The sequence below is a fragment of the Clostridium sp. JNZ X4-2 genome (assembly GCF_054889485.1).
Genome location: NZ_CM142685.1, coordinates 1805511 through 1826102 on the forward strand (window position 1 = coordinate 1805511; position 20592 = coordinate 1826102).

Genomic DNA, 20592 nt, shown 5'->3' on the forward strand with positions numbered 1-20592 from the left:
TCAATTTCAATACATAATAGTTTATTATTTTTATATAAGAGGTGTTCAATATGAATTTAACTCTAAATAATCTTTTAAGTAAAATAAATAATTATAATCCCAAATTATATATTTCTCAAGAAGAAGATATACCAATTAAAGCTGTAAAATTTCTCAGTGAAAATCAATCTTCTTTTAATCCAAATTATCTATACATAGTAAGAAGTTCAAATTTTCCAAAGATTTTATATCAAAATAATCCTGTTAATATACTTTATATTACAAATAAATCTTTTACCTTTAAGTACAAAAAAAATCCTATGTTAAATTTGATAGTGTTGGATAATAAAATAGATATATTCAAAATCTTTAATGAAATACAGGAAATTATTATAAAATATCAGCAATTTGATATAAATTCATCCAAATTATTAAATGCGTTAATTAGTGGAAAGGGCATTGAACATATTGTAAACGTTGGATATGAGATTCTTGGAAATCCTATATGTATCCTTGATCTAAGTTTTAAACTAATTGCTTCTTCAAAAGATGTAAAAGTGGATGATCCCATATGGGTTGAACTTTTAACTAAAGGATACTGCTCTTATGATTTTGTACCTAAAGACAACATCAAAAAATTTATAGAAACAGTTCATAAAAGCAGCTCTCCTATTTTTATGAATAAGGAAAAGTTTAGAATTCCAAGAATAATATCAAATATAAAGATCAACAATACCGTAATAGGCTATCTTACGTCTTTGGAATGTGAGAAGCCTTTTTCCAGAGATGACATGGATTTAATTATTCTTTTATGCAGAATAATATCTTCTGAAATGCAGAAAAACAAGCTTTTTCAAAATGCAAAAGGCCTTAGATATGAAAATCTCATAATAGACTTACTTGATGGTAATGAAAACAATAAAAAAATAATTGAAGAAAGATTTAAATTTTTAGATTTAAATTTCAATTACAACTTATATACACTTGTAATATCCGTTCCCCAGAATAAGTTTGTACATACCTCACTGCAGCAGGTAATGGACACAGTTGATTATATGCTTGTAGGGTGTAAATCCATTATATATAATGATTTTATTGTTGTACTAATAAATCGTAAAGATAAAATTTTCAATATTGAATATACCTTTTCAAGATTGACAGATTTTTTTAAAAACAATAACATCTATGGCGGACTAAGCCGCTGCTTTCATGACATAGCCCATATAAAAAAATACTATGAACAATCAGTAAAGTCTATTGAGCTTGGAATACGGCTTATAAAAAACAAATTTCTTTTTTATTATGAGGATCTAGCAGTATACCACCTTTTAGAAATCTGTTCCCGGCAGGATGATTTGAAAAAATTTTGCCACGCTTCAATATTTACCCTGATAAAATATGATAAAATTAATAATACAGATTACGTGCACTGCCTATATATATATTTATCAAATGAAAAAAATCAATTGAAGACAGCCAATAACTTAAATATCTGTCGGAGTACCTTGTCTCATCGTCTGAAAAGGATTCAACAAATAATGAACATAGACTTAAATAACATTACTACAATTTTTAGCCTTACACTGACTTTTATAATTTTTAAATATATTGATATTCATGGAGGTGTTATTGATGAATAATTATGAAATTACTTTTAAACCTGTAAATTATAAAGTTTCCGTTTCTGAAGGAAGCACCCTTAAAGATGCACTTGTAAAATCAGGGTTAAACTTTGATTTTCCCTGTGGTGGAATAGGAAAATGTGGAAAATGTCTTGTTAAAGTTTTAAGCCCCAAAATTGAAGCACTTCAAAAAGAATCAGAGCACCTTAGTAAAAATGAGATTTTAGAGGGTATGCATTTAGCCTGTCTTACGGAAATTCACAGCAATATGCTTGTAGAATTAAACATGGAAAAGAATACAGATTATAATATACTGCAATCATCTGTTGAGAAGAACTCTGCCATACTCCCTCTTTTAAAAAAAGATTTCATCCAGTTGGACTTGCCTTCTCTGGAACATCAAAAATCTGACTTAAGCCGTTTAAAGGAAAAACTTATCCTAAAAAATCCTGATTATAGAGGTTTAAAAATAGGAATTCCAATTTTACAGCAATTGCCTGACAAGCTTCGTAAAGCACATAATAACGTAACTGTAATAATTGATAAAAATGAAATTTTAGGAATAGAAAAAGGTAATACCAGTCATAAAATGTTTGGCATAGCTTTTGACATCGGAACTACCACTGTGGTTGGGTATTTAATGGATCTCTATACCGGAAAAGAACTGGCTGTTTCATCTTCACTGAATCCCCAGATTAAATTCGGTGCAGATGTAATTTCCCGTACAACCTATGCCAACCAAAATGAAAATGGTTTAAAACTACTCCAGTCTACTATTTTAAAGTTATTAAATGAATTAATAGATGATGTCTCAAAAAAATCAAATATAAAAAAAGATGATATATATGCCTTAACTGTAGTAGGCAACACCTGCATGCATCATCTTTTTCTGGGCTTGACTCCACGATACATAGCAGCCGTTCCCTATGTGCCTGTAGTAAATGAAAGTATAAAATTAAATGCACCAGAGCTGAACCTGAATATAAACCCTTCTGGAAGGGTATTTGCACTGCCTACTATTGCTGGATTTGTAGGAGCTGATACGGTAGCTGTAATTTTGGCTACGGACATTGATAAAAGCAAAGACATAAAATTAGCTGTTGATATAGGCACCAACGGTGAAATGGTATTGGGGTCTTCTAAGAAACTTGTATCCTGTTCTACAGCAGCAGGCCCTGCCTTTGAAGGAGCTCAGATAAGCAGTGGAATGAGGGGAGCCAATGGAGCCATAGATCATGTATGTTTTGGTGAATCAATGACTTATACAGTCATCGGCAATGAAAAACCAAGAGGCATATGCGGCTCCGGCCTTTTAGATATTATTGCAGGATTTGTTAAAACTGGTCTTATAAATAAAAGAGGTAAATTATTATCACCGGACAAACTCACAAACCCTGCAGCAAAAAACTATAGTAATCGCATAATAACTTATAATGGTACCAATGCCTTTTTAATGGTACCTGCATCTGAAACAGTTAATGGAAATCCTATACTAATTACACAAAATGACATCACTTCAATTCAATTGGCAAAGGGAGCCATTTCGGCGGGTATTAAAATACTTGTGGAAAAACTTGAAATAAATCTAGATGACATTAAAGAGGTTCTTCTTGCCGGTGCTTTTGGTAATTATATGAATCCACACAGTGCCTGCACAATAGGCCTGATTCCAAAAGAACTGGAACCTAAAATCAAAATGGTGGGAAATGCCGCCGGAAGCGGTGCAAAGCTTGCTCTATTATCACAAATTGAATTTGAACGGTCAGATGAGATTGCAAATAAAGTCACCTATATTGAACTAGGGGCCCAAAAACATTTTAATCTGGAATTTGCACGGGGAATGCAGTTTTAAAAAAGAGAAAGAACAAAGTTCAAATAGCATCTGATATTTGAACCTTGTTCTTTATATACTCTTCACTATTAACTTTTCACTGTTCTTAAAAATTATTTTCCAATTGCAGCAGAAATCATGGCTTTTACATTTTCAACTTTGGCATTAAGAGGTATATCACACCCCTGACCGAGAATAAATCCTTCTGGACCTATTTCCTTGATAAGCTTTACACTATAGTTGTAAACTTCCTCTTCTGTCCCAAGAGTCAAAAGTGATGGTGGTACATCTCCATTGATACACATATAATCACCCAAAACTTCTTTTATCTTAAAAATATTTGTAGCGCCATCAGGATAGAAAATACATTTTCCTTTAGGAAATTCCCTAAAGTAAGAAAGATCACGTTCCCAATCGGAATCCATATGGAATATAGGTATAACACCTGCTTCTATTGTTATTTCTGTCAATTTCTTAATATAAGGCCAAACAAATCGCTCCCACAGTTCCGGTTTTAAGAATTGACTAGCTGCACGCCAGCCTCCAATCCATACGCCTATAGGTTTAGATGCAAAAGATTTTTTTGCGTTTTCTACAATATCGACCATTGCTGCATCAAATGCTGCTTGTACTTTATCAGGTCTTCTATACAAATCTATCATAAATTTTGTCATTGAACGAGCACCGCAGATCATTTCTAAAGGAGGAGTAACATGACCAGTAGATAAAGGTACTATGCCAGCATTAATACAGTTTTGCCTTGCCTGAGGTGCATAGGCTAATGATGATGCAATCCTTTCCATCAAATTATCCAACTTGTTTTTAAAGAAATTAGATGCAAAGTAATTCCAACCTTTGTCAATGATAACATCATAATCTTCCACTGTCATAAGTTCCTCTTCTTGAACCTGCCATAAATTATCCTCCGGCAGCTCAACTCCTGGAAGCTTTACTTTTGCCAGCCAAAGCAGGCTTAGAAATCTTGGATCCATATAATCATCTTGTAGTGCATCTGCTCCCAACTCAACAGCTGAATCTATCATAGTTTTGTTTGAAAGTGCTGCATCTGAAATGTAATCACTCATTTTGACTCCCATATGCCTAGGAGCAAACATATCATTCAAAATGCATACTGGTACTCTATCAGGCTTCTTTAATGCTACAGCTTTCATAATTATGTTCAAACGTTCATTATATAATTCCTGGCTGCTTTTCATTTTGCTGCACCTCCCATAATTCCTTTACAAAAGTCTACAGTTTGCTGGGCATCCTTACATACCATATCTGCATTTGCATATTTACCTGTTGCTTCATCTACAGGTCCTCCCCCTATTAATATTTTCAAATTCTTCCGAAGTCCCGCATCTTCTATAGCTTTTATACATTCCTTTATGTTATTGAAACAGGTAGTTAAAAGACAGGATATTCCTATAACCCTAGGATTGTACTTTTTTATGGCTTCAATGTATTTTGAGGTAGGCACATCAACTCCCAGATCTATCACTTCAAATCCATTACTTCTCATTACGGTAGATACAATATTTTTCCCTATGTCATGGATATCATCATATATGGTGCCTATAACAAATTTACCATATTTGGAATCACTGGATTTGCTGATTCCACCAATTAGCTGTGAAGCCTCATTAAACACTTCTGCAGACATAATGAGCTCAGAAAGGAAATACTCTTTTTTCTCAAATCTGTCTCCAACGATTGACATACCCTCCTGCAGATAACCTATAATTTCAAGTGGATCAGTTCCTCCTTCTTTTAATGCCTTCACTTCTGAAAGCACCATATCTTCGTCTAGATTTGACATTGCATCAACTAATTTTTTGCTCATAACATATCCTCCCCTTAATAAATATAAAAATTTTGATGTTAACATTTTTTATTATGGATATTTTAAAAATAATATTTAACTAAATAATACTAATTTTCGTTAAAAAGTATTAACCCCACACAAGAAACTGTATTTAATCCATTGTAATATGGAATCCCACAGCTTTTTTCCAGTGCTATTACATCAATCCCATATGCCTCTAAGGATGAAAGTGCCTTGTCTGGAAATCTGCACTTGGTTCCATCAATATAGGTACATACTTTGCAAAGCCTGCAGCATCCAGCACTTAAAGAAAGCAGTTCTTCAAATTTATATTTACTTTTTACATGAGAAAGAATTTTTCTGAATATATCCTCATGAACTTGAACTGAAGCCTTCATTCCCTTTAAATCAAATGGACCTGACAGTTGATGCACTGTCTGTATCAAAAGTCCTTCATTATATCTTTTAGCTTCAGCTATTAATTTATCAATGGGGCCTACAGCCGGCGGACCCATCCAATTAGTGTTATAATTGCCGCATACATTCCTTTCACAGGCTTTTCTGGCATCCTCATAAAATTTAATTTGAGATACATCTATCATTGCTGCATGATCAGCTTTCAATTCAAGTGCTTCTTCTACCAAAGATTGAAATTTAGATTCCATACATTTCCCCCTTCAAGTTCTAAGTAAATTTTTTGTCAAGATTTTTCAAAACCATTTCCCTTAAAGTTTCCTCATCAGTACCAAAAATAATCAACGCCATATTTAAATCAATGTGTTTAATGTTATTTTCATCCTGTCCAGATAATTCTTTTACATTAATCTTTTTACCAGTAGTAGCAATCCATATATTAAAATCATTTTCACTTTTTACAAAAACCTTTAAGTGCCCTATAAAATATTTGTTTTCCTGCACCCATTTTTTAATATCCTTTATAAATTCTAAAATGATACTTTTTATTTCATCTCCAGCAAGTTCATTCCTGAATTCAAAAGAATTGGAATATGAGAATACTGCAGGTACTTCCTCTGATTCTCCATATAAATCTTCATGGGAATAATCATTATCAAGATGGTGATGATGATTGCAGGAGTTTTTTCCACTATCATGATGATGGAAAGATCCATTATGAATATCATTCATAGTTCTCAGTCACCTCTTTCCATATGCTGTCATCCACATTTGTATTTGCAGACAGCGTATGCAAACTAGCTTTTGGATTAAACTCTTTCACATAATTTTTTACTTTCTTTAATTCTTCTTCCGTAACTAGATCTATTTTGTTTATAAGCACTATATCTCCATCAGCTATTTGGTTTTTTATAAGTACAGGTGTTACAGCCGTCAGTTCTTCAAAACGTTCTCCATCAACTATGATTACAATTTTTATACTGTCTATGTTTTTTCCGTATTTGTTCAATGTACTTAATATTTTCCCCGGATAAGCTAATCCTGTAGTTTCAACAACCACCCATTCAGGATTTATTTTCTCATGAATATCATTTAAAGTAATTATTAAATCTGAGGAAAGCTGACAGCATATACAGCCTGAAAACAATTCTTTAACGCTTAAGTCATGATATTCAAGAATCTTGTCATCAATTCCAATTTCTCCAATTTCATTTTCAATGATCACCACATTGGATTTAGACGAATGTCTATTTTCTACCAAGAAATGTGTAAGGGACAATATTAAACTTGTTTTTCCTGAACCAAGAAATCCACCAAAAATGATTAAATTCACTTCATTCTGCCCTCCTTTTTAAAATTATGAAATATAAATTTAAAATTTTCTATTTATATATACCGTCACGGAACCCTTTGATAAATTTTTTTGAAAATCTATCCTGTCCCATAAGTGCCTGAGATGCGAGAAGTGAGCCTCTCATTTCATTATTTGTTGGATCCAAGATATACGAATCCATCCCCCTTGCCATAGTCTGTACCATAAATGTTCTATTTAGTAGTTTTCTTGCAGGAAGGCTGTAGGATATATTTGTAAGTCCACAGACAGTGTGTACTCCAGGATATTTTCCCATAATTTCTTGTATGGCATCAAGTACTTCTACTCCATGCTTTTCTCCTGCACTTATAGGTTTTATAAGAGGATCTATATATATGTCATTAATATCAATCCCCTCACCTGTAAGTCTGGTAATAAGATACTCTGCAATTCTAAGCCTATCCTTTTGTGTTTTGGGCATTCCCGTATTATCAATACAAAGAGCTATAATTTTGGAATTATATTTTTTTATCAGCGGAAGCACTGCCTTCCATCTTTCATCCTCACCTGTTATAGAATTTATCATAGGCTTATCCTTTTGTGCTTTTTTAAGTCCAGCATTTAAGGCAAGGGGATTGGGACTATCTATACAAAGAGGTAAGCTGCATCCCTGAAGCACATTGTCCACTAACCATTCCATAGTTTCAACTTCAGTCTGCATAAATGTACCACAGTTCACATCAATATATGTGGCTCCACTATCCTGCTGGAGCTTCGCAATATCTTTTATATATTGTCCATCTTTCTTTTTCACAGCTTCAGATATTAATTTTCTACTGGTATTTATTAATTCTCCTATAATTTCCATTTACTCTGCCTCCCTTTAATTAAAACATTTACATTATTGTAAGTTTAAAAAACTATTGTGTAAACATAGAATAGCATATATATTCTGTAAATTCATCTTACATAATGATTAATTTTACTATATTTATTTATACATAATGTATCCTTATATATCCTTCTAAAAATTGTTTGTATATATCACTATTTAGCAAAAACATGAAAGACTAAATAATAATAAAATTCACTGTCTCCTATTAAAGACACAGCAGTCTGGAAATAAATATACGGTGAGGGTTTTCCTGGGAAATATGCAAAATACCAGTCATCTATATATATGACTGGTATTTTGCAGTAGTATTAATTATAAATCAATAAATTCCTATCCTCTTGGATAATACATGATTACTAAAACTCCGATAAGCGCAATGGCTCCTCCAATTAAATCAAACTTATCAGGAACAACATTATCTATTTTCCATCCCCATAGGATTGAAAGAAGGATAAATATTCCACCATATGCTGCATATACCCGTCCAAAACTAGCGCCTGGTGGTTGCAATGTGGGTACTACTCCATAAATTATTAAGCTTACAGCTCCAGCTAAACCGTACCATATGCTTTTACCATCCCTGAGCCACAGCCATACGAAATATCCTCCTCCTATTTCAAATAACCCTGCTAATATAAAATAAAATATTGATTTAAGTATTTCCACTGATAACACCCTCTTAATTCTTGATTAGAAAACTCCACCTGAATCCAATAATTACTTTACATATATTATAGAAAACTATAATTCTACTCTCAAAATTTCCCTGGAAATATAAGGAAAATGTTTAATCTATTATTATATATAATTACCAATTTATATAATACATTATTGCTTATTCAAATGTCCAGTGATTTTGTTTATTAAGATCCTACTTCGCAATACATTGATCTACTATACCCATAAGTTTTTTATCTCATCTGCTATTATAATTCCCACAAAAATTCCTGCCAATATAAATATGAAGGTATACGGACTTTTAGCCGCAGGGATTCTAATAGCATCCTTTATTTCAGCACAAGTTACTACAAGATTGTATAATAAATAAAAAAAGTCATATATTTTTTGTTGTTTGGTTTACTTTATAGTATATTTACATAATATTTATAATGTAAATATTATATACTTTTATCATATCTCAATTATAGTTATACAAAATAATCTCCTCCTGACGATACATTATTGTTTATTTAAATATCCGTTGATTTTATTGTTTCCATCTACTTGACAATACATAGTAGCAGATATATAATTTACATATACTATTATACAATACAAGGTAGGTGATTATGTGTCCAATACTACCCAAATATTAAAGGGATTACTGGAAGGTTGTATTTTGAAAATAGTAAACGGCCGCGAAACCTATGGTTATGAAATATGTGAAAACCTGGTTAATTATGGTTTTGAGGAAATCCAAGAAGGAAGTGTTTATCCTATACTTATAAGACTGGAAAAGAAAAAATTGCTTTACTCTGTTATGAAAAAATCTCCACTGGGTCCTATGAGAAAATATTATTATCTTACCGGTGAAGGTATTAAAGAATTGGAAAACTTTATATTATCCTGGAAGAAAATCAGACAGAGTATTGACAATGTATTGGAGGAATGATTATGTTATCAGGATGGCGGTTTAAAAAAATAAGATTGAAAGAACAAAAAAAATTAAACAGCACCAACTTATACTTATACAAAAGTATTACGGTTTATATTCAAAACAGCAATTTAAGAACAATTGAAAAGGAAGAAATTCTCCAGCAAATTATAGATATGATATTGCAGGCACAAATGGAAAATAAATCTGCGGACTTGATTATCGGACAAAATTATAAAGAATTCTGCAAATCAGTTATTCAAGAATACAGCAGCGGCAGAAGCGCAGTTTACACTTCATTAGATTATATGCAGAAATTTTTTCTGTGGACGATTTTGATTTCAGCATTCATGACGCTGTTAGGAGGAATAATCAGCCAGCCCCTTGATTTTGGCATCAACATAAACCACAGCCCCTTGATTTTGGCATCAACATAAACCAGCTTATACTGGCAAATATCATCTCACTTATCATTGTACCTGCATCAAAAAAAGAAAGGCAAAAAACTTCATGGATATTTTATCTTCCTCAAAGATTTTACATGATAAATAAAGGATTGACTAAATCAGCTTGTTATTCATTTCTTTCAGCATTGCTTTGTGTTGGATTATTAAATCTTATATTCGAGAAATTACTGGGCAGTGAAATTCTCAGTTACACCGTAGCTTTATACAAAGTACTTCCCTATGCAGCAATAATACTATTAATAATAGTATTAATTGAAGTCTACAAAAAATATACTACAAAAGGTAAAATACTATGAAATTGGATATTGTAAATATACTTCAACTTATTTTAATTTTTTTTTTCATAGCTGGTTTCCTTTCCTGTATTTTATATTCATACAAGAATGATATAAAAAAGGTAAATTATAAATTAATTACCTGTACGTGGAGAGAAAGCTTGAAATATTCAGAGGGTATGACTGTAGATGAATATACTGTCTATGAAAAATACAGCATATGGAGATTTTTTGTGTACCTTTAATTAAAAATGATGTATCCTAACAAACCAAATATATTAAAAGAGGAGAGAACTTTATGAACATCATTTTTAATCTGCTAAATACCTTGCTTCACTATCTTTTTAATCTTACCGGGGATCTGGGAATCGCAATTGTACTATTGACGGTAACAGTTAGGGTTGTACTTCTGCCTGTATCAATAAAACAAAAAACAAGTATTGTTCAGCAGCATATATTGTCAAAAAAAATTAGCGGCATAAAAGAAAAATACAAAAACAACAAGAAAAAACTTGAATCAGAAATGCAAAAATATTATAGACAAAGTACTAAAAGCATGCTGGGATGCTTTGTAAGTCTGCTGCAATTGCCCATAATATCCTCACTATATTTTGTCATTATAAAAATGCCTGTAAATGTTGGTACAATTATTATTCCCTGGATAGCCAGCATTAAAACGCCAGATAAATATTTTATAATTCCCTTAATATATGCACTTATATCATTAAGCCCCAATTTACTTTCATATATAAAATATTTGAAAACAGTAGAATGGGTGAAAATGACAAAGTCAAACCTTATATTTATAATCATTTTCAGCATATTTATTACAATTAAAGCTCCAGTTGCCATAGGATTATATTTCATAACTACCAGCTTATTTTCACTATTTGAAGAAATAGGCTACAGGTTATACATGAAAGATAAACCTTTGAATTAATATTTAAATTCAGTCCGTAAAATTTTGCTGCCCGAGAGATTTAGAAACAATAATCCTGTTTCAAATCACCCTCGGGTAATTTTATTTTACTGCTAATATTTGAGGATTTTAATCTGATTTTAATGCTAATAGTATAAAATAAAAATATATTTATATTTTATATATTTGAGGAGATTTATTTATGTCTTTATTAGAATTTAAAAATGTATCATACATCAGCGACAATAAATACATACTAAAAAATTTATCTTTAGAAATCATCCCTATGGATTTCGTATCTGTAGTTGGCCCTTCTGGTAGCGGCAAAAGTACATTCTTCAAGTTATGTTCACAACTTATAAGTCCCACTAGCGGAAATATATTTTATGAAGGCATACCTTATGTTAAATATGACCCTATAGAATGGAGGAAAAAAATAGCCTATTGCTTTCAAACTCCCTGTCTTTTTGAAAATACGGTTATGGACAACCTAATGTTTCCTTTTTCTATACGAAATAAAGAAGTGGACTTAAATTTAATCAAAAAACTTTTAGAAGATTTTAAAATGGATTCAAGCTATTTATCTAGAACCATAAATAATCTTTCAGGTGGAGAAAAACAGAGGATTGCACTAATTAGAACTTTAATTTTCATTCCTAAAATTCTCCTGTTAGATGAAGTTACGTCAGCACTTGATGAAAAAAATACTTCTATTGTGGAAAATGTAATCAAATCTTTAAATGAAAAAGGGACCACTATTTTGTGGATAACTCATAATCCGGAGCAAAATAAAAAGCATGCGAACAAGATTTTATCAATTGAAAATGGAAGTTTGAAATCTTTGGAGGTTATAAAATGACTGGAGCTGCAAATATTAGTATTTATTCTATTCTCTTTTCTCTATTACTTGTATTAATTTCTCTTATATTCTCTTATTGGCAAAAATTAGGCCTTGAAAAAGATATAATTATAAGTATAGCAAGAGCTGTGATACAACTAATTATTGTAGGATATCTACTAAATTATGTATTTGGATTAAAGAATGTATTATTTACTACATTTTTATTAATGTTTATGATAGTGAATGCTTCATATAATGCAGCAAAAAGAGGAGGTGAAATCAGAAATATTTTTATTATATCTTTCATATCAATAACCTTTGGGACATCAATTACTTTGATTATTCTTGTATCTTTGGGAATTATAAAATATGAGCCCTATCAAGTAATACCTATAGGTGGAATGATTATAAGCAACTCCATGGTAAGTTTGGGATTAAGTTTCAAACAAATAAAGTTGAATTTTAAAAATAAAAAAGATGAAGTTGAAACAAAACTTTCTCTTGGAGCTGATATTTATCAATCATCTGCAAGTATAATAAAAGATTCTATTAAAGTTGGTATGCTCCCTACTATAGATTCAGCTAAGACTCTTGGAATAGTGGCACTTCCAGGTATGATGACAGGACTTATCCTTGCAGGTACCTCACCTGTTAGTGCGGTGAAATATCAGATAATAGTCACTTTTATGTTGCTTTCCGCTACTTCTGTAACTTCTTTTACAGCTTGTTATTTAAGTTACAAGAAATTTTTTAATGATAGAAAACAATTAATTCAAAAATAAATTGCTTTCTTAAACTTTTTAATAGTCTTGTTTCTTAAATATTTATTTGTGAACTTACCCCACCCACAAGGGGATGGGGCTTCCTGCTTCTTCGACCTCGCAACCTACTATCTCCACAGGCTTAATTCCGATAGTTCCTACCGTATTTATCTACAGGCTTACGCCACTGATATTTTTAGTTCTTTCAATCCTTGCTTTAGAATATTTTTACTTGCATTGGTATCCCTATCGTGTTTGCTATCGCATTTAGGACATATCCATTCCCTTATGTTTAAGTCCTTTACTTCTGCATTTTGATAGCCACATACCGAACATAATTGACTTGAAGGGTAGAAAGTATCTATTTTATGTACAGTTCTACCATACCATTCAGCCTTATATTCAAGTAGTCTTGTGAACTCCGACCAACTGCAATCACCTATTCTTTGTGCTAACTTTTCATTCTTCATCATGTTTTTTACATTCAAATCTTCAAGAATTATAATTTGATTTTCTTTTATAAGTTTCAAAGATTCCTTATGCAAAAAATCTGCTCTTTGATTGGCAATTTTCTCATGGATTTTTGCAAGTTTAACCCTTGCTTTATGATAATTCTTACTTCCTTTAGTTTTACTGCTTAATCTTCTTTGAACCTTAATCAAATTCTCATAAGACTTTTGAAGATATTTAGGATTTTCTATAGTTTCCTCATTGGACATAGCACAAAATGACTTTATACCTACATCAATGCCTATTGCATTAGAATTTTGAGGTAGTTTTTCACTTTCAATATTGGTGCAACAAATGGAAACAAAGCACTTATTCGAAGGGGTTCTACTTACCGTAACATTAAGTATTTTACCTTGAATTTCTCTATGTTTTTTAAACTCTATCCAACCAATTTTAGGTAGTTTAATTTTATTGCCTTCAATTTTGATGTTATCATTAACCATTTGAGTTCTATAACTTTGATTATGATTATGTTTACTCTTGAATTTAGGGAAGCCACTACCCTTAAAGAAATTCTTATATGCTTTATCCAAATCTCTCAAACTCTGTTGAAGTGATATTGCGTCTATTTCTTTAAGCCATTCATGTTGACTTTTAAGGCTTTTCATATCGTTGGCACACTCAACATAAGACATGGATTTCCCTTCACTTTTGTATAAGTCTATCTTCTTTTCAAGATAGTGATTATATACAAATCTACAAGAGCCAAAAGTCTTACTTAATATTATTTCTTGTTCTTTAGTTGGTACTAATCTAAACTTGAAAGCCTTTTCCACAATATCACTTCGTTTCTCATATAGTTCATGTAGTTATTATACAACATCATTGAAGCAGCGTCAACTATATGGTATAGTTTATATGAGGTGATAGCATGGCAAGAAAAAGCATTAATACAACTTTAGATGTTGATTTATATTCTAAAATTCAAATCCTTGCTCTTAAAGTAAGTGCTGAAAAACAAACTAAAATCAATGCTAATGACTTAATTGAGGAAGGAATGAAACTTATAATTGACAAGTACGAAGGTACTGAAAACAAAGCATAGCATTTACAATATTAATTACCACATTGTCTTTTGTCCTAAATATCGTCATAGCATTTTTAAGAATACTTTAGAGCAAGAACTCAAAAAAGTTTTTCAAATGATTTGCTTCAACTATGGTTATGAGTTATTAGAAATGGGAATAATGCCTGACCATTGTCATTTATTTATTTCTACACCTCCAACCATTGCACCAGTAGACATTGTTAAGACTTTGAAAAGTGTATCTGCACTGTATATTTTTAGAACCTTTCCAAATCTGAAACGACAAAGGTTTTGGGGTAGTGGATTATGTAGCAAAGGTTATTAGGTTGGTACAGCAGGTTCGGTATCGACTGAAACAATTCAAAGGTACATTCAAAATTCAGAAGTTAGTGTAATGTTAAGTTAAGGGAGTATTGAACTCCCCTAACTTAAAGCCCTTACATCCTCGACCACAAGGGTATGAGGTTTTACAGGCTAATTTATAAAAAGCATTATGCAAACATCAAATTTCCGCACTAGTACCGTCATTGTTATTTTCCTCTATTTTCTTTTCATTGGCAAAAGCAATAACTGCTGGAATAAGCGATATTATTATAATAGCTATTATTACATAAGAAAAATTATTTTTTATAAAAGGTAAACTTCCAAAGAAATATCCTCCGCCTAAAAATAAGGATACCCATAAGAGTCCACCAAGCATATTATAAGTTATAAACTTTGAATAGCTCATCTTCCCAATTCCAGCTATAAATGGTACAAAGGTTCTTATTATTGGAATAAATCTTCCCAATACTATGGCCATAGAGCCATATTTTTCATAAAACCCATGTGCTTTGTCAAGATGATCCTTATTGATAAATCTGATATGTTCTTTTTCCAAAATGCCGGTTCCAATTTTTTTGCCTATATAATAATTAGCGGTATCTCCTATTACTGCTGCTAAAAAAAATACAATAAGTAACGTGAACACTTCCAGCATACCTCCTGAAGCAAGCGCTCCAGTTGCAAAGATAATGGAATCACCCGGTAAAAATGGCGTAATAACCAAACCTGTTTCACAAAATATAATCAGGAATATGATACCATATGTCCATACTCCATAATTTTGTATTATAATATTTAAATATTTATCAAGATGTAATACAATGTTAATTAAATTTCCTATGACACTCATAACTTTTCTTCCCTTCTGTTATTTAAAATTTAAATATATTTAAATTAACTTTTATATGTATTATCTTATACATATAAAATTAAGATATGGTTAAAAAAAAGTTATAATTAAATAAGAATTTTTAATAACATTCACATTTTTACTTTTGGGATCAAAAAATTCGCATCCTTTATTTCTACTTCATTAAAATTATTTTTCATACTCAAAATAAAATTTACAATATCTTCTGCAGCATCTGGATTGGCATAAATTCTCTGGGAGCTTTTAATTTTATTCAGTTTTTGCAAATTATTTGCAATCAAATCACTTATTACGGTTTTTATTTTTCTTGTATCTTTACATATAATCCCAAGATTATACTTTTCAACAAATTTTGGATTTTCCTCTTCTTGCCCCGGTAAAGCACCGGTTATTATTAAAGGTACATTACATGCTACAGCTTCCATAATGACATTAGGACTTCCTCGTGTAAATGCAATATCAGAACACCACATCAAATCCTGTACATTCTTGGTAAAACCATATATTTCAACTTTATTACCATATTTTTCAATCAATGATTTTTCCAATCTTTTTTTCAATTCTGCGTTTCGGCCTGCTACAATTTTAACTGTACAGTTAAAATTATCGAGCAGAATCTCGGCTATTTTTTTCATGTTTCCAACACCTTCACCGCCGCTCATTATCATACAATTCAGAGGTTTATTCATATTATAATCTTCACGTTGGCATGTATGATTATAAAATCTCCAACGAACTGGAAAACCTAAAACCTTTATTTTTTCTGCAGGAACACCAAATTCCATACATTTATATTTTGCTTCTTGTGTAGGACTTATAATATAATCAGCTCTTGGATCCGCCCACAGAGGTGATATGCTCACCAAATCCGCAATAAGTGTAATAAATGGTATTTTGATATTATATTTTTTTAATATATTCATAAGAGAGCCATTGAAATTTGGATGTATTGACAAAATCAAATCTGGATTTACTTTTTTTAATAAGTCTAAAAATCTATCTTTTACTTTTAATTCGATAATTTCATTAATGAGATATGGTTTAACAGATGATATATCCCATATAAGTTCCCATAGGCTCTCTGATTTTCTAGTTATGGGTCCATATGCCTTTGCTATATTCAACAAGGTGGTGCCACCAAGTGAAAACCCATCCACAATATGAATTTTCACATTTTTATTGTTTGAAAACTTTTCACATAGGGACTCGGCTATACTTTTGTGTCCGTGTCCAGTAAAATTAGATGAAATGATAAGTACACTATTAATCATAATTAATTCCTTTCATTAGTTAAGTTAAAATATGGATACTACCGATAATATCATCATAGGATTATTTCCACCACTTTTTTCCTCTATAGCAAAAGATATGAATGTTCAAATTTCTTCATTGGGAATTATTTCAGCGGTTAATATTTTAGTTACATCTTTTTCATCAATCCTATGGGGCTATCTCACAGGTAAATTCAATAGAAAGCTTCTTGTTATTATGGGCACTATTATATGGTCATTCTCAGTATTCTTAATATCACGTTGTAGTAATTATCTCCAGCTCTTTATTCTTCAAATTTTTACCGGCATAGGGTTAGGATGTATAGCCTCAATTGGCTTTAGCATTTTAACTGACTATATTCCAAATAAGTACAGAGGAATGTTATTAAGCCTTTGGGGTATGGCTCAGGGATTTGGTGGAATATCAGGAGCACTAATGGCATCATTGGTAGCCTCTTTTACAAGCTGGAGAAAACCGTTTGAAATTGTAAGTATAATAGGTTTCTTATTAATTATACTATATTTTTTTATAAAAGAACCCGCTGTAGGCGAGTCAGAACCCGAACTACAAAAGCTTATTAAAGAAGGAATAGCAATGTTTATAGTCCCAATGAATGGACTTAAACTACCGCAAAATAACGATCCATTAATGATACTTATGACCTTATTGAAAGGGATTGTAACAAATCCATGGATATGCATGATATTTACTTTATCTTTTTTTGCAAGTGCACTGCAATCTGCAAACACACCAAATTGGCTTGCTTTAATAATCGATATCTAAACTTATAGTTGTTTTCGTACCTTTTCCCTCTTCACTTTTAACATCCACAGTTCCATTGTATGTATCCACAATTTGCTTAGCAATGGATAGTCCAAGCCCACTTCCCCCAATATCTTTAGATCTGGATTTATCTACACAATAAAATCTATCAAATATTTTAGGAATTTCACTTTGTGGAATTCCTATACCGGTATCACTTACTACTATATTAATGTATTTCCCAAATTTAATAGAACTTATATCTATTTTTCCATTCTCTGCTGTAAACTTTACACTGTTATCCACAATTATCCTGACCAATTGCTTTATAAGTTTATAATCTGCAACAACCTGTATATTTTCATTGTTGGTATTTGATATTATATGATTTTTATCTATTAATCTAGTCTCTTCAATAACTTCATCTATCAATTTGTTGAGATGAAATCTATTTTTCTCTATCTTTTGCGACTTATTATCACCACGGGCTAAAAAAAGCAATTTTTCTACTAGTTTGCCCATATTATGTGACTCGGATTTAATGGCTTCAATAGACTTTTCAAGGGCCTCCCTGTCATCTTTTCCCCATCTATCTAAAAGGCTGGCATATCCCTGAATTATGGCTATGGGTGTCCTAAGCTCATGAGATGCATCTGACACAAATTGAACCTGCCTATTAAAAGATCCCTGTAGTCTGTCGATCATGTCATTTAGTGTACCTGCAAGCCTTTTAAGCTCATCATTGGGACCTTGTATATCTATTCTCTCTTTTAAATTGTTAATGCTTATCTCCTCTGCAGTTTTTGTGATACTGTCAATCGGATTCAGCATTTTTTTACTTATAACATATCCTAGTAGAATTGATAAAATTATTCCGAATAAATCTGCCGCAGCCATAAAGAAAAACAATATCTTCAAGAAATCATATTCATTGTCCATATCCTTAATTATTTGTATATATACAGTTCCATAATTTTTATTTAATATTTTTGTATTTAAATACGTAAGATGTTTTTCATGTTCTTCTATATGTTTTGTTTTGCCATAGGGCTCAGAAATTTTTAAATGATAATTAAATTTATTTGATTCGCTTATTATTTTTCCGTTTTTATCCATTATTTTTATAAACATATTTTCATTAGGCATTACGTCGGAAAATAACTCATTATTGGAATTTTCATTTGATTTTAACTTATTGAGTAGTATTGCATTTACATCTTCTACACGTTTACCTGCCTGTGTATATAAATAATGCTTTAATCCATTTAATATATATGCATTAGACACTACAAGCATTACAGAGAACATGAAAGCAAATATTCCGGTCAATTTGACAGATATCTTTGCATCTTTTATTATATTTAAATTCATGACTTATCTCCCTTTATTACATATCCAACCCCTCTTACGGTAGTGATTAATTTATTCTCAAATCCATCATCAACTTTACTTCTAAGGTATCTTATAAATACACTAACCACATTGGTATCATTAAAATAATCATAACCCCAGACTTTTTCAATCAGTTGATCTCTTGTTAAAACTACATTTTTATTGGCTAGAAGAAGCTCTAAAAGATCATATTCTTTTTTAGTAAGTTCAATAAGTTTACCATCTCTTGTAACTTCATGTGTTTTGGTATCCATTATTAGATTATCTACCTTATATTTGTAATCATTTAAATTTTCATTATTATTTCTTCTTATAACACGTATTCTAGCTAGAAGCTCTTCTATGGCAAATGGTTTTGTAAGATAATCATCTGCTCCGATATCCAGCCCCATTACTTTATCTGTCACATCATCTTTAGCAGTTATCATTATAATTGGAATCTTGGAAAACTGCCTTACTCTTCTACAGACCTCCATTCCATTTAGCCCAGGCAGCATTATATCTAAAAGCACCAGATCATAGTTTTCATTCTGTATTTTTTCAAATCCATCTCTTCCATTATATTCAACGTCAGTAGTGTATCCTTCATGATTGAGCTCCATTTGAATAAATGTGGACATTTTCTTTTCATCTTCAATTATAAGTATTTTATAGTTTTCCAAAAAATCACCTCTAAAATAGTACTTTAACATTTTTCCTCAATATTGTATATTAAATTAAATAGATTAAAATCAAATTAAAAATTAATGTATTTAGACATATTATATTATAAACCATAATATAATAAATAAAAAAGACCTGGAGGTGTTATAATGAGCTATACTGTTAAAGACGGTCAACCACAAGGACATCCTTATTTTTTTACAAATAAGATACGTGAAGCTCTTATAGGTGAAATTATTGCTATAAACGGATACGCCCAACACATAGCAGACTCAAATATGGAAGACATTAATGCTGTTTGGAAAAGTATAATGCAGGATGAAAAAAATCACTATGGAATGTTACTTAATTTACTTCGTAAATATGATTCGGTACAATATCAAAAATACAATGTTCAAAGAAATCAGCCTCCCATCATCAAAACAACTATGCAATCATATAAGCCTAATTATGATAAACAAATTATTTTAAATAATGTCAGAGCAGATATAAAAGGTGAATTTGAAGCTGTTATTTTATATGAACAACACTTAGTGGAATTCTATCAACAAGACATCAAGCATATATTCTATTTAATAGCCAGTGATGAAAAAGAGCATGCCGAACATTTAACCAGAGTACTGCTAAAATATGATACAGATAAGTATGACTCTCTTGTTTAAACTTCTGTTGTTTTAATTAATAGCTTCTAGTTCGATTGTAAATTTTGACGGACTTTTCATTATTTCTTTAACTACATTTTTAAATACATCTCCAAAAATATCTTTTATATCTTGATCTGAACAAGAATACTTAATGTCAAAACTGAGCATATTATTGATAATAAAAGAATTAATTATTGTAATATACCCATAGTTCTCAATTTTTGCTGGAAATTTTTCAATAAACCCATCAATTAACATATTAAAATTCTTAAAATTAGTTATTATCCTGCACATAGCTAGTTTATCCTCCATTTCTACTCCCCCTCATATAATTAACTTAATTACCAATTCAGATTTTATTTTCAGCAATTAAGTTAACACTTAATATC

23 protein-coding genes and 1 pseudogene are annotated in these 20592 nt (G+C 31.1%); 11 read left to right on the forward strand and 13 right to left on the reverse strand.

Features of this window, described 5'->3' with window-relative positions:
- Positions 1-50 precede the first annotated feature (50 nt).
- The gene (locus ACYUJ6_RS08715; RefSeq protein WP_461842417.1) at positions 51-1619 is read left to right on the forward strand and encodes a PucR family transcriptional regulator; all 1569 of its coding nucleotides are present in this window, start codon (positions 51-53) and stop codon (positions 1617-1619) included.
- Complete coding sequence (locus ACYUJ6_RS08720; protein WP_461842418.1) at positions 1612-3453, forward strand: ASKHA domain-containing protein; 1842 nt, start codon at positions 1612-1614, stop codon at positions 3451-3453. The genes ACYUJ6_RS08715 and ACYUJ6_RS08720 overlap by 8 nt, the downstream gene beginning before the upstream one ends.
- A 92-nt stretch (positions 3454-3545) precedes the next feature.
- Here ACYUJ6_RS08720 and ACYUJ6_RS08725 read toward each other — a convergent pair whose 3' ends face one another.
- The 7 genes from ACYUJ6_RS08725 to ACYUJ6_RS08755 all read right to left on the reverse strand — a co-directional run bounded on the left by ACYUJ6_RS08725 (position 3546) and on the right by ACYUJ6_RS08755 (position 8547).
- On the reverse strand, positions 3546-4649 hold the full coding sequence (locus ACYUJ6_RS08725) for a uroporphyrinogen decarboxylase family protein (protein WP_461842419.1): 1104 nt from the start codon (positions 4647-4649) through the stop codon (positions 3546-3548).
- Positions 4646-5278, reverse strand: a complete 633-nt coding sequence (locus tag ACYUJ6_RS08730) for a cobalamin B12-binding domain-containing protein (protein ID WP_461842420.1) — start codon at positions 5276-5278, stop codon at positions 4646-4648. Before ACYUJ6_RS08730 ends, ACYUJ6_RS08725 begins: the two co-directional genes overlap by 4 nt.
- 89 nt (positions 5279-5367) lie before the next feature.
- Positions 5368-5925 (reverse strand): DUF2284 domain-containing protein, encoded by a 558-nt coding sequence (locus ACYUJ6_RS08735; protein WP_461842421.1) that lies wholly within the window; start codon positions 5923-5925, stop codon positions 5368-5370.
- Positions 5926-5944: 19 nt separating this feature from the next.
- On the reverse strand, positions 5945-6406 hold the full coding sequence (locus tag ACYUJ6_RS08740) for a hypothetical protein (RefSeq protein WP_461842422.1): 462 nt from the start codon (positions 6404-6406) through the stop codon (positions 5945-5947).
- On the reverse strand, positions 6399-7007 hold the full coding sequence (locus ACYUJ6_RS08745; protein WP_461842423.1) for a GTP-binding protein: 609 nt from the start codon (positions 7005-7007) through the stop codon (positions 6399-6401). Before ACYUJ6_RS08745 ends, ACYUJ6_RS08740 begins: the two co-directional genes overlap by 8 nt.
- Positions 7008-7056: 49 nt before the next feature.
- A complete protein-coding gene (locus tag ACYUJ6_RS08750; protein ID WP_461842424.1) occupies positions 7057-7854 on the reverse strand; it encodes a methyltetrahydrofolate cobalamin methyltransferase in 798 nt (265 codons plus the stop codon).
- A 357-nt stretch (positions 7855-8211) separates the two neighbouring features.
- Positions 8212-8547, reverse strand: coding sequence for a YnfA family protein (locus ACYUJ6_RS08755; RefSeq protein ID WP_106009494.1), 336 nt, complete (start codon positions 8545-8547; stop codon positions 8212-8214).
- A gap of 625 nt (positions 8548-9172) precedes the next feature.
- Between ACYUJ6_RS08755 and ACYUJ6_RS08760 the strand changes: the two genes are divergently transcribed.
- From ACYUJ6_RS08760 to ACYUJ6_RS08780, 5 genes are all read left to right on the forward strand, one after another.
- Positions 9173-9493: a PadR family transcriptional regulator gene (locus tag ACYUJ6_RS08760; protein ID WP_106011088.1), complete on the forward strand. Its 321-nt coding sequence runs from the start codon at positions 9173-9175 to the stop codon at positions 9491-9493.
- Between the two features lie 2 nt (positions 9494-9495).
- Positions 9496-9912, forward strand: a complete 417-nt coding sequence (locus ACYUJ6_RS08765) for a DUF1048 domain-containing protein (protein WP_461842425.1) — start codon at positions 9496-9498, stop codon at positions 9910-9912.
- Between the two features lie 603 nt (positions 9913-10515).
- Positions 10516-11157, forward strand: coding sequence for a membrane protein insertase YidC (gene yidC, locus ACYUJ6_RS08770; protein WP_461842426.1), 642 nt, complete (start codon positions 10516-10518; stop codon positions 11155-11157).
- A gap of 181 nt (positions 11158-11338) precedes the next feature.
- Positions 11339-11995 carry an ABC transporter ATP-binding protein gene (locus ACYUJ6_RS08775; RefSeq protein ID WP_106011092.1) on the forward strand — a complete coding sequence of 219 codons (657 nt, stop codon included), beginning with the start codon at positions 11339-11341 and terminating at the stop codon, positions 11993-11995.
- Positions 11992-12759 carry an ABC transporter permease gene (locus tag ACYUJ6_RS08780; RefSeq protein ID WP_106011093.1) on the forward strand — a complete coding sequence of 256 codons (768 nt, stop codon included), beginning with the start codon at positions 11992-11994 and terminating at the stop codon, positions 12757-12759. Before ACYUJ6_RS08775 ends, ACYUJ6_RS08780 begins: the two co-directional genes overlap by 4 nt.
- Positions 12760-12917: 158 nt before the next feature.
- Here the strand turns inward: ACYUJ6_RS08780 and tnpB are convergent, their stop codons facing one another.
- Complete coding sequence (gene tnpB, locus ACYUJ6_RS08785; protein WP_461842427.1) at positions 12918-14024, reverse strand: IS200/IS605 family element RNA-guided endonuclease TnpB; 1107 nt, start codon at positions 14022-14024, stop codon at positions 12918-12920.
- A 95-nt stretch (positions 14025-14119) separates the two neighbouring features.
- Here tnpB and ACYUJ6_RS08790 point away from each other — a divergent pair, with 95 nt between their 5' ends.
- Both ACYUJ6_RS08790 and tnpA read left to right on the forward strand, forming a co-directional pair.
- On the forward strand, positions 14120-14293 hold the full coding sequence (locus ACYUJ6_RS08790; RefSeq protein WP_170065774.1) for a hypothetical protein: 174 nt from the start codon (positions 14120-14122) through the stop codon (positions 14291-14293).
- Positions 14259-14600: an IS200/IS605 family transposase gene (gene tnpA, locus ACYUJ6_RS08795; protein WP_461842428.1), complete on the forward strand. Its 342-nt coding sequence runs from the start codon at positions 14259-14261 to the stop codon at positions 14598-14600. The genes ACYUJ6_RS08790 and tnpA overlap by 35 nt, the downstream gene beginning before the upstream one ends.
- A gap of 177 nt (positions 14601-14777) precedes the next feature.
- Here tnpA and ACYUJ6_RS08800 read toward each other — a convergent pair whose 3' ends face one another.
- On the reverse strand, positions 14778-15449 hold the full coding sequence (locus tag ACYUJ6_RS08800) for a DedA family protein (protein WP_106011095.1): 672 nt from the start codon (positions 15447-15449) through the stop codon (positions 14778-14780).
- Between the two features lie 131 nt (positions 15450-15580).
- Positions 15581-16741 (reverse strand): MGDG synthase family glycosyltransferase, encoded by a 1161-nt coding sequence (locus tag ACYUJ6_RS08805; RefSeq protein ID WP_461842429.1) that lies wholly within the window; start codon positions 16739-16741, stop codon positions 15581-15583.
- A 31-nt stretch (positions 16742-16772) separates the two neighbouring features.
- Between ACYUJ6_RS08805 and ACYUJ6_RS08810 the strand changes: the two are divergent.
- Positions 16773-17522 (forward strand): annotated as a pseudogene (locus tag ACYUJ6_RS08810) (MFS transporter); the annotation flags it as partial.
- Here the strand turns inward: ACYUJ6_RS08810 and ACYUJ6_RS08815 are convergent.
- Complete coding sequence (locus ACYUJ6_RS08815) at positions 17508-18875, reverse strand: sensor histidine kinase (RefSeq protein ID WP_461842430.1); 1368 nt, start codon at positions 18873-18875, stop codon at positions 17508-17510. The pseudogene ACYUJ6_RS08810 and the gene ACYUJ6_RS08815 overlap by 15 nt on opposite strands.
- On the reverse strand, positions 18872-19558 hold the full coding sequence (locus tag ACYUJ6_RS08820) for a response regulator transcription factor (RefSeq protein WP_461842431.1): 687 nt from the start codon (positions 19556-19558) through the stop codon (positions 18872-18874). Before ACYUJ6_RS08820 ends, ACYUJ6_RS08815 begins: the two co-directional genes overlap by 4 nt.
- 150 nt (positions 19559-19708) lie before the next feature.
- Between ACYUJ6_RS08820 and ACYUJ6_RS08825 the strand changes: the two genes are divergently transcribed.
- On the forward strand, positions 19709-20221 hold the full coding sequence (locus ACYUJ6_RS08825; RefSeq protein ID WP_106011136.1) for a rubrerythrin: 513 nt from the start codon (positions 19709-19711) through the stop codon (positions 20219-20221).
- A 12-nt stretch (positions 20222-20233) separates the two neighbouring features.
- Here the strand turns inward: ACYUJ6_RS08825 and ACYUJ6_RS08830 are convergent, their stop codons facing one another.
- Positions 20234-20515 (reverse strand): hypothetical protein, encoded by a 282-nt coding sequence (locus tag ACYUJ6_RS08830; RefSeq protein ID WP_461842432.1) that lies wholly within the window; start codon positions 20513-20515, stop codon positions 20234-20236.
- Positions 20516-20592: the final 77 nt, after the last annotated feature.

Coding starts and splice junctions, on each gene's coding strand:
- ACYUJ6_RS08715 (WP_461842417.1), top strand. CDS start 51: ATGAATTTAACTCTAAATAATCTTTTAAGTAAAATAAATAATTATAAT.
- ACYUJ6_RS08720 (WP_461842418.1), top strand. CDS start 1,612: ATGAATAATTATGAAATTACTTTTAAACCTGTAAATTATAAAGTTTCC.
- ACYUJ6_RS08725 (WP_461842419.1), bottom strand. CDS start 4,649: ATGAAAAGCAGCCAGGAATTATATAATGAACGTTTGAACATAATTATG.
- ACYUJ6_RS08730 (WP_461842420.1), bottom strand. CDS start 5,278: ATGAGCAAAAAATTAGTTGATGCAATGTCAAATCTAGACGAAGATATG.
- ACYUJ6_RS08735 (WP_461842421.1), bottom strand. CDS start 5,925: ATGGAATCTAAATTTCAATCTTTGGTAGAAGAAGCACTTGAATTGAAA.
- ACYUJ6_RS08740 (WP_461842422.1), bottom strand. CDS start 6,406: ATGAATGATATTCATAATGGATCTTTCCATCATCATGATAGTGGAAAA.
- ACYUJ6_RS08750 (WP_461842424.1), bottom strand. CDS start 7,854: ATGGAAATTATAGGAGAATTAATAAATACCAGTAGAAAATTAATATCT.
- ACYUJ6_RS08765 (WP_461842425.1), top strand. CDS start 9,496: ATGTTATCAGGATGGCGGTTTAAAAAAATAAGATTGAAAGAACAAAAA.
- yidC (WP_461842426.1), top strand. CDS start 10,516: ATGAACATCATTTTTAATCTGCTAAATACCTTGCTTCACTATCTTTTT.
- ACYUJ6_RS08775 (WP_106011092.1), top strand. CDS start 11,339: ATGTCTTTATTAGAATTTAAAAATGTATCATACATCAGCGACAATAAA.
- ACYUJ6_RS08780 (WP_106011093.1), top strand. CDS start 11,992: ATGACTGGAGCTGCAAATATTAGTATTTATTCTATTCTCTTTTCTCTA.
- ACYUJ6_RS08790 (WP_170065774.1), top strand. CDS start 14,120: ATGGCAAGAAAAAGCATTAATACAACTTTAGATGTTGATTTATATTCT.
- ACYUJ6_RS08800 (WP_106011095.1), bottom strand. CDS start 15,449: ATGAGTGTCATAGGAAATTTAATTAACATTGTATTACATCTTGATAAA.
- ACYUJ6_RS08805 (WP_461842429.1), bottom strand. CDS start 16,741: ATGATTAATAGTGTACTTATCATTTCATCTAATTTTACTGGACACGGA.
- ACYUJ6_RS08815 (WP_461842430.1), bottom strand. CDS start 18,875: ATGAATTTAAATATAATAAAAGATGCAAAGATATCTGTCAAATTGACC.
- ACYUJ6_RS08825 (WP_106011136.1), top strand. CDS start 19,709: ATGAGCTATACTGTTAAAGACGGTCAACCACAAGGACATCCTTATTTT.
- ACYUJ6_RS08830 (WP_461842432.1), bottom strand. CDS start 20,515: ATGGAGGATAAACTAGCTATGTGCAGGATAATAACTAATTTTAAGAAT.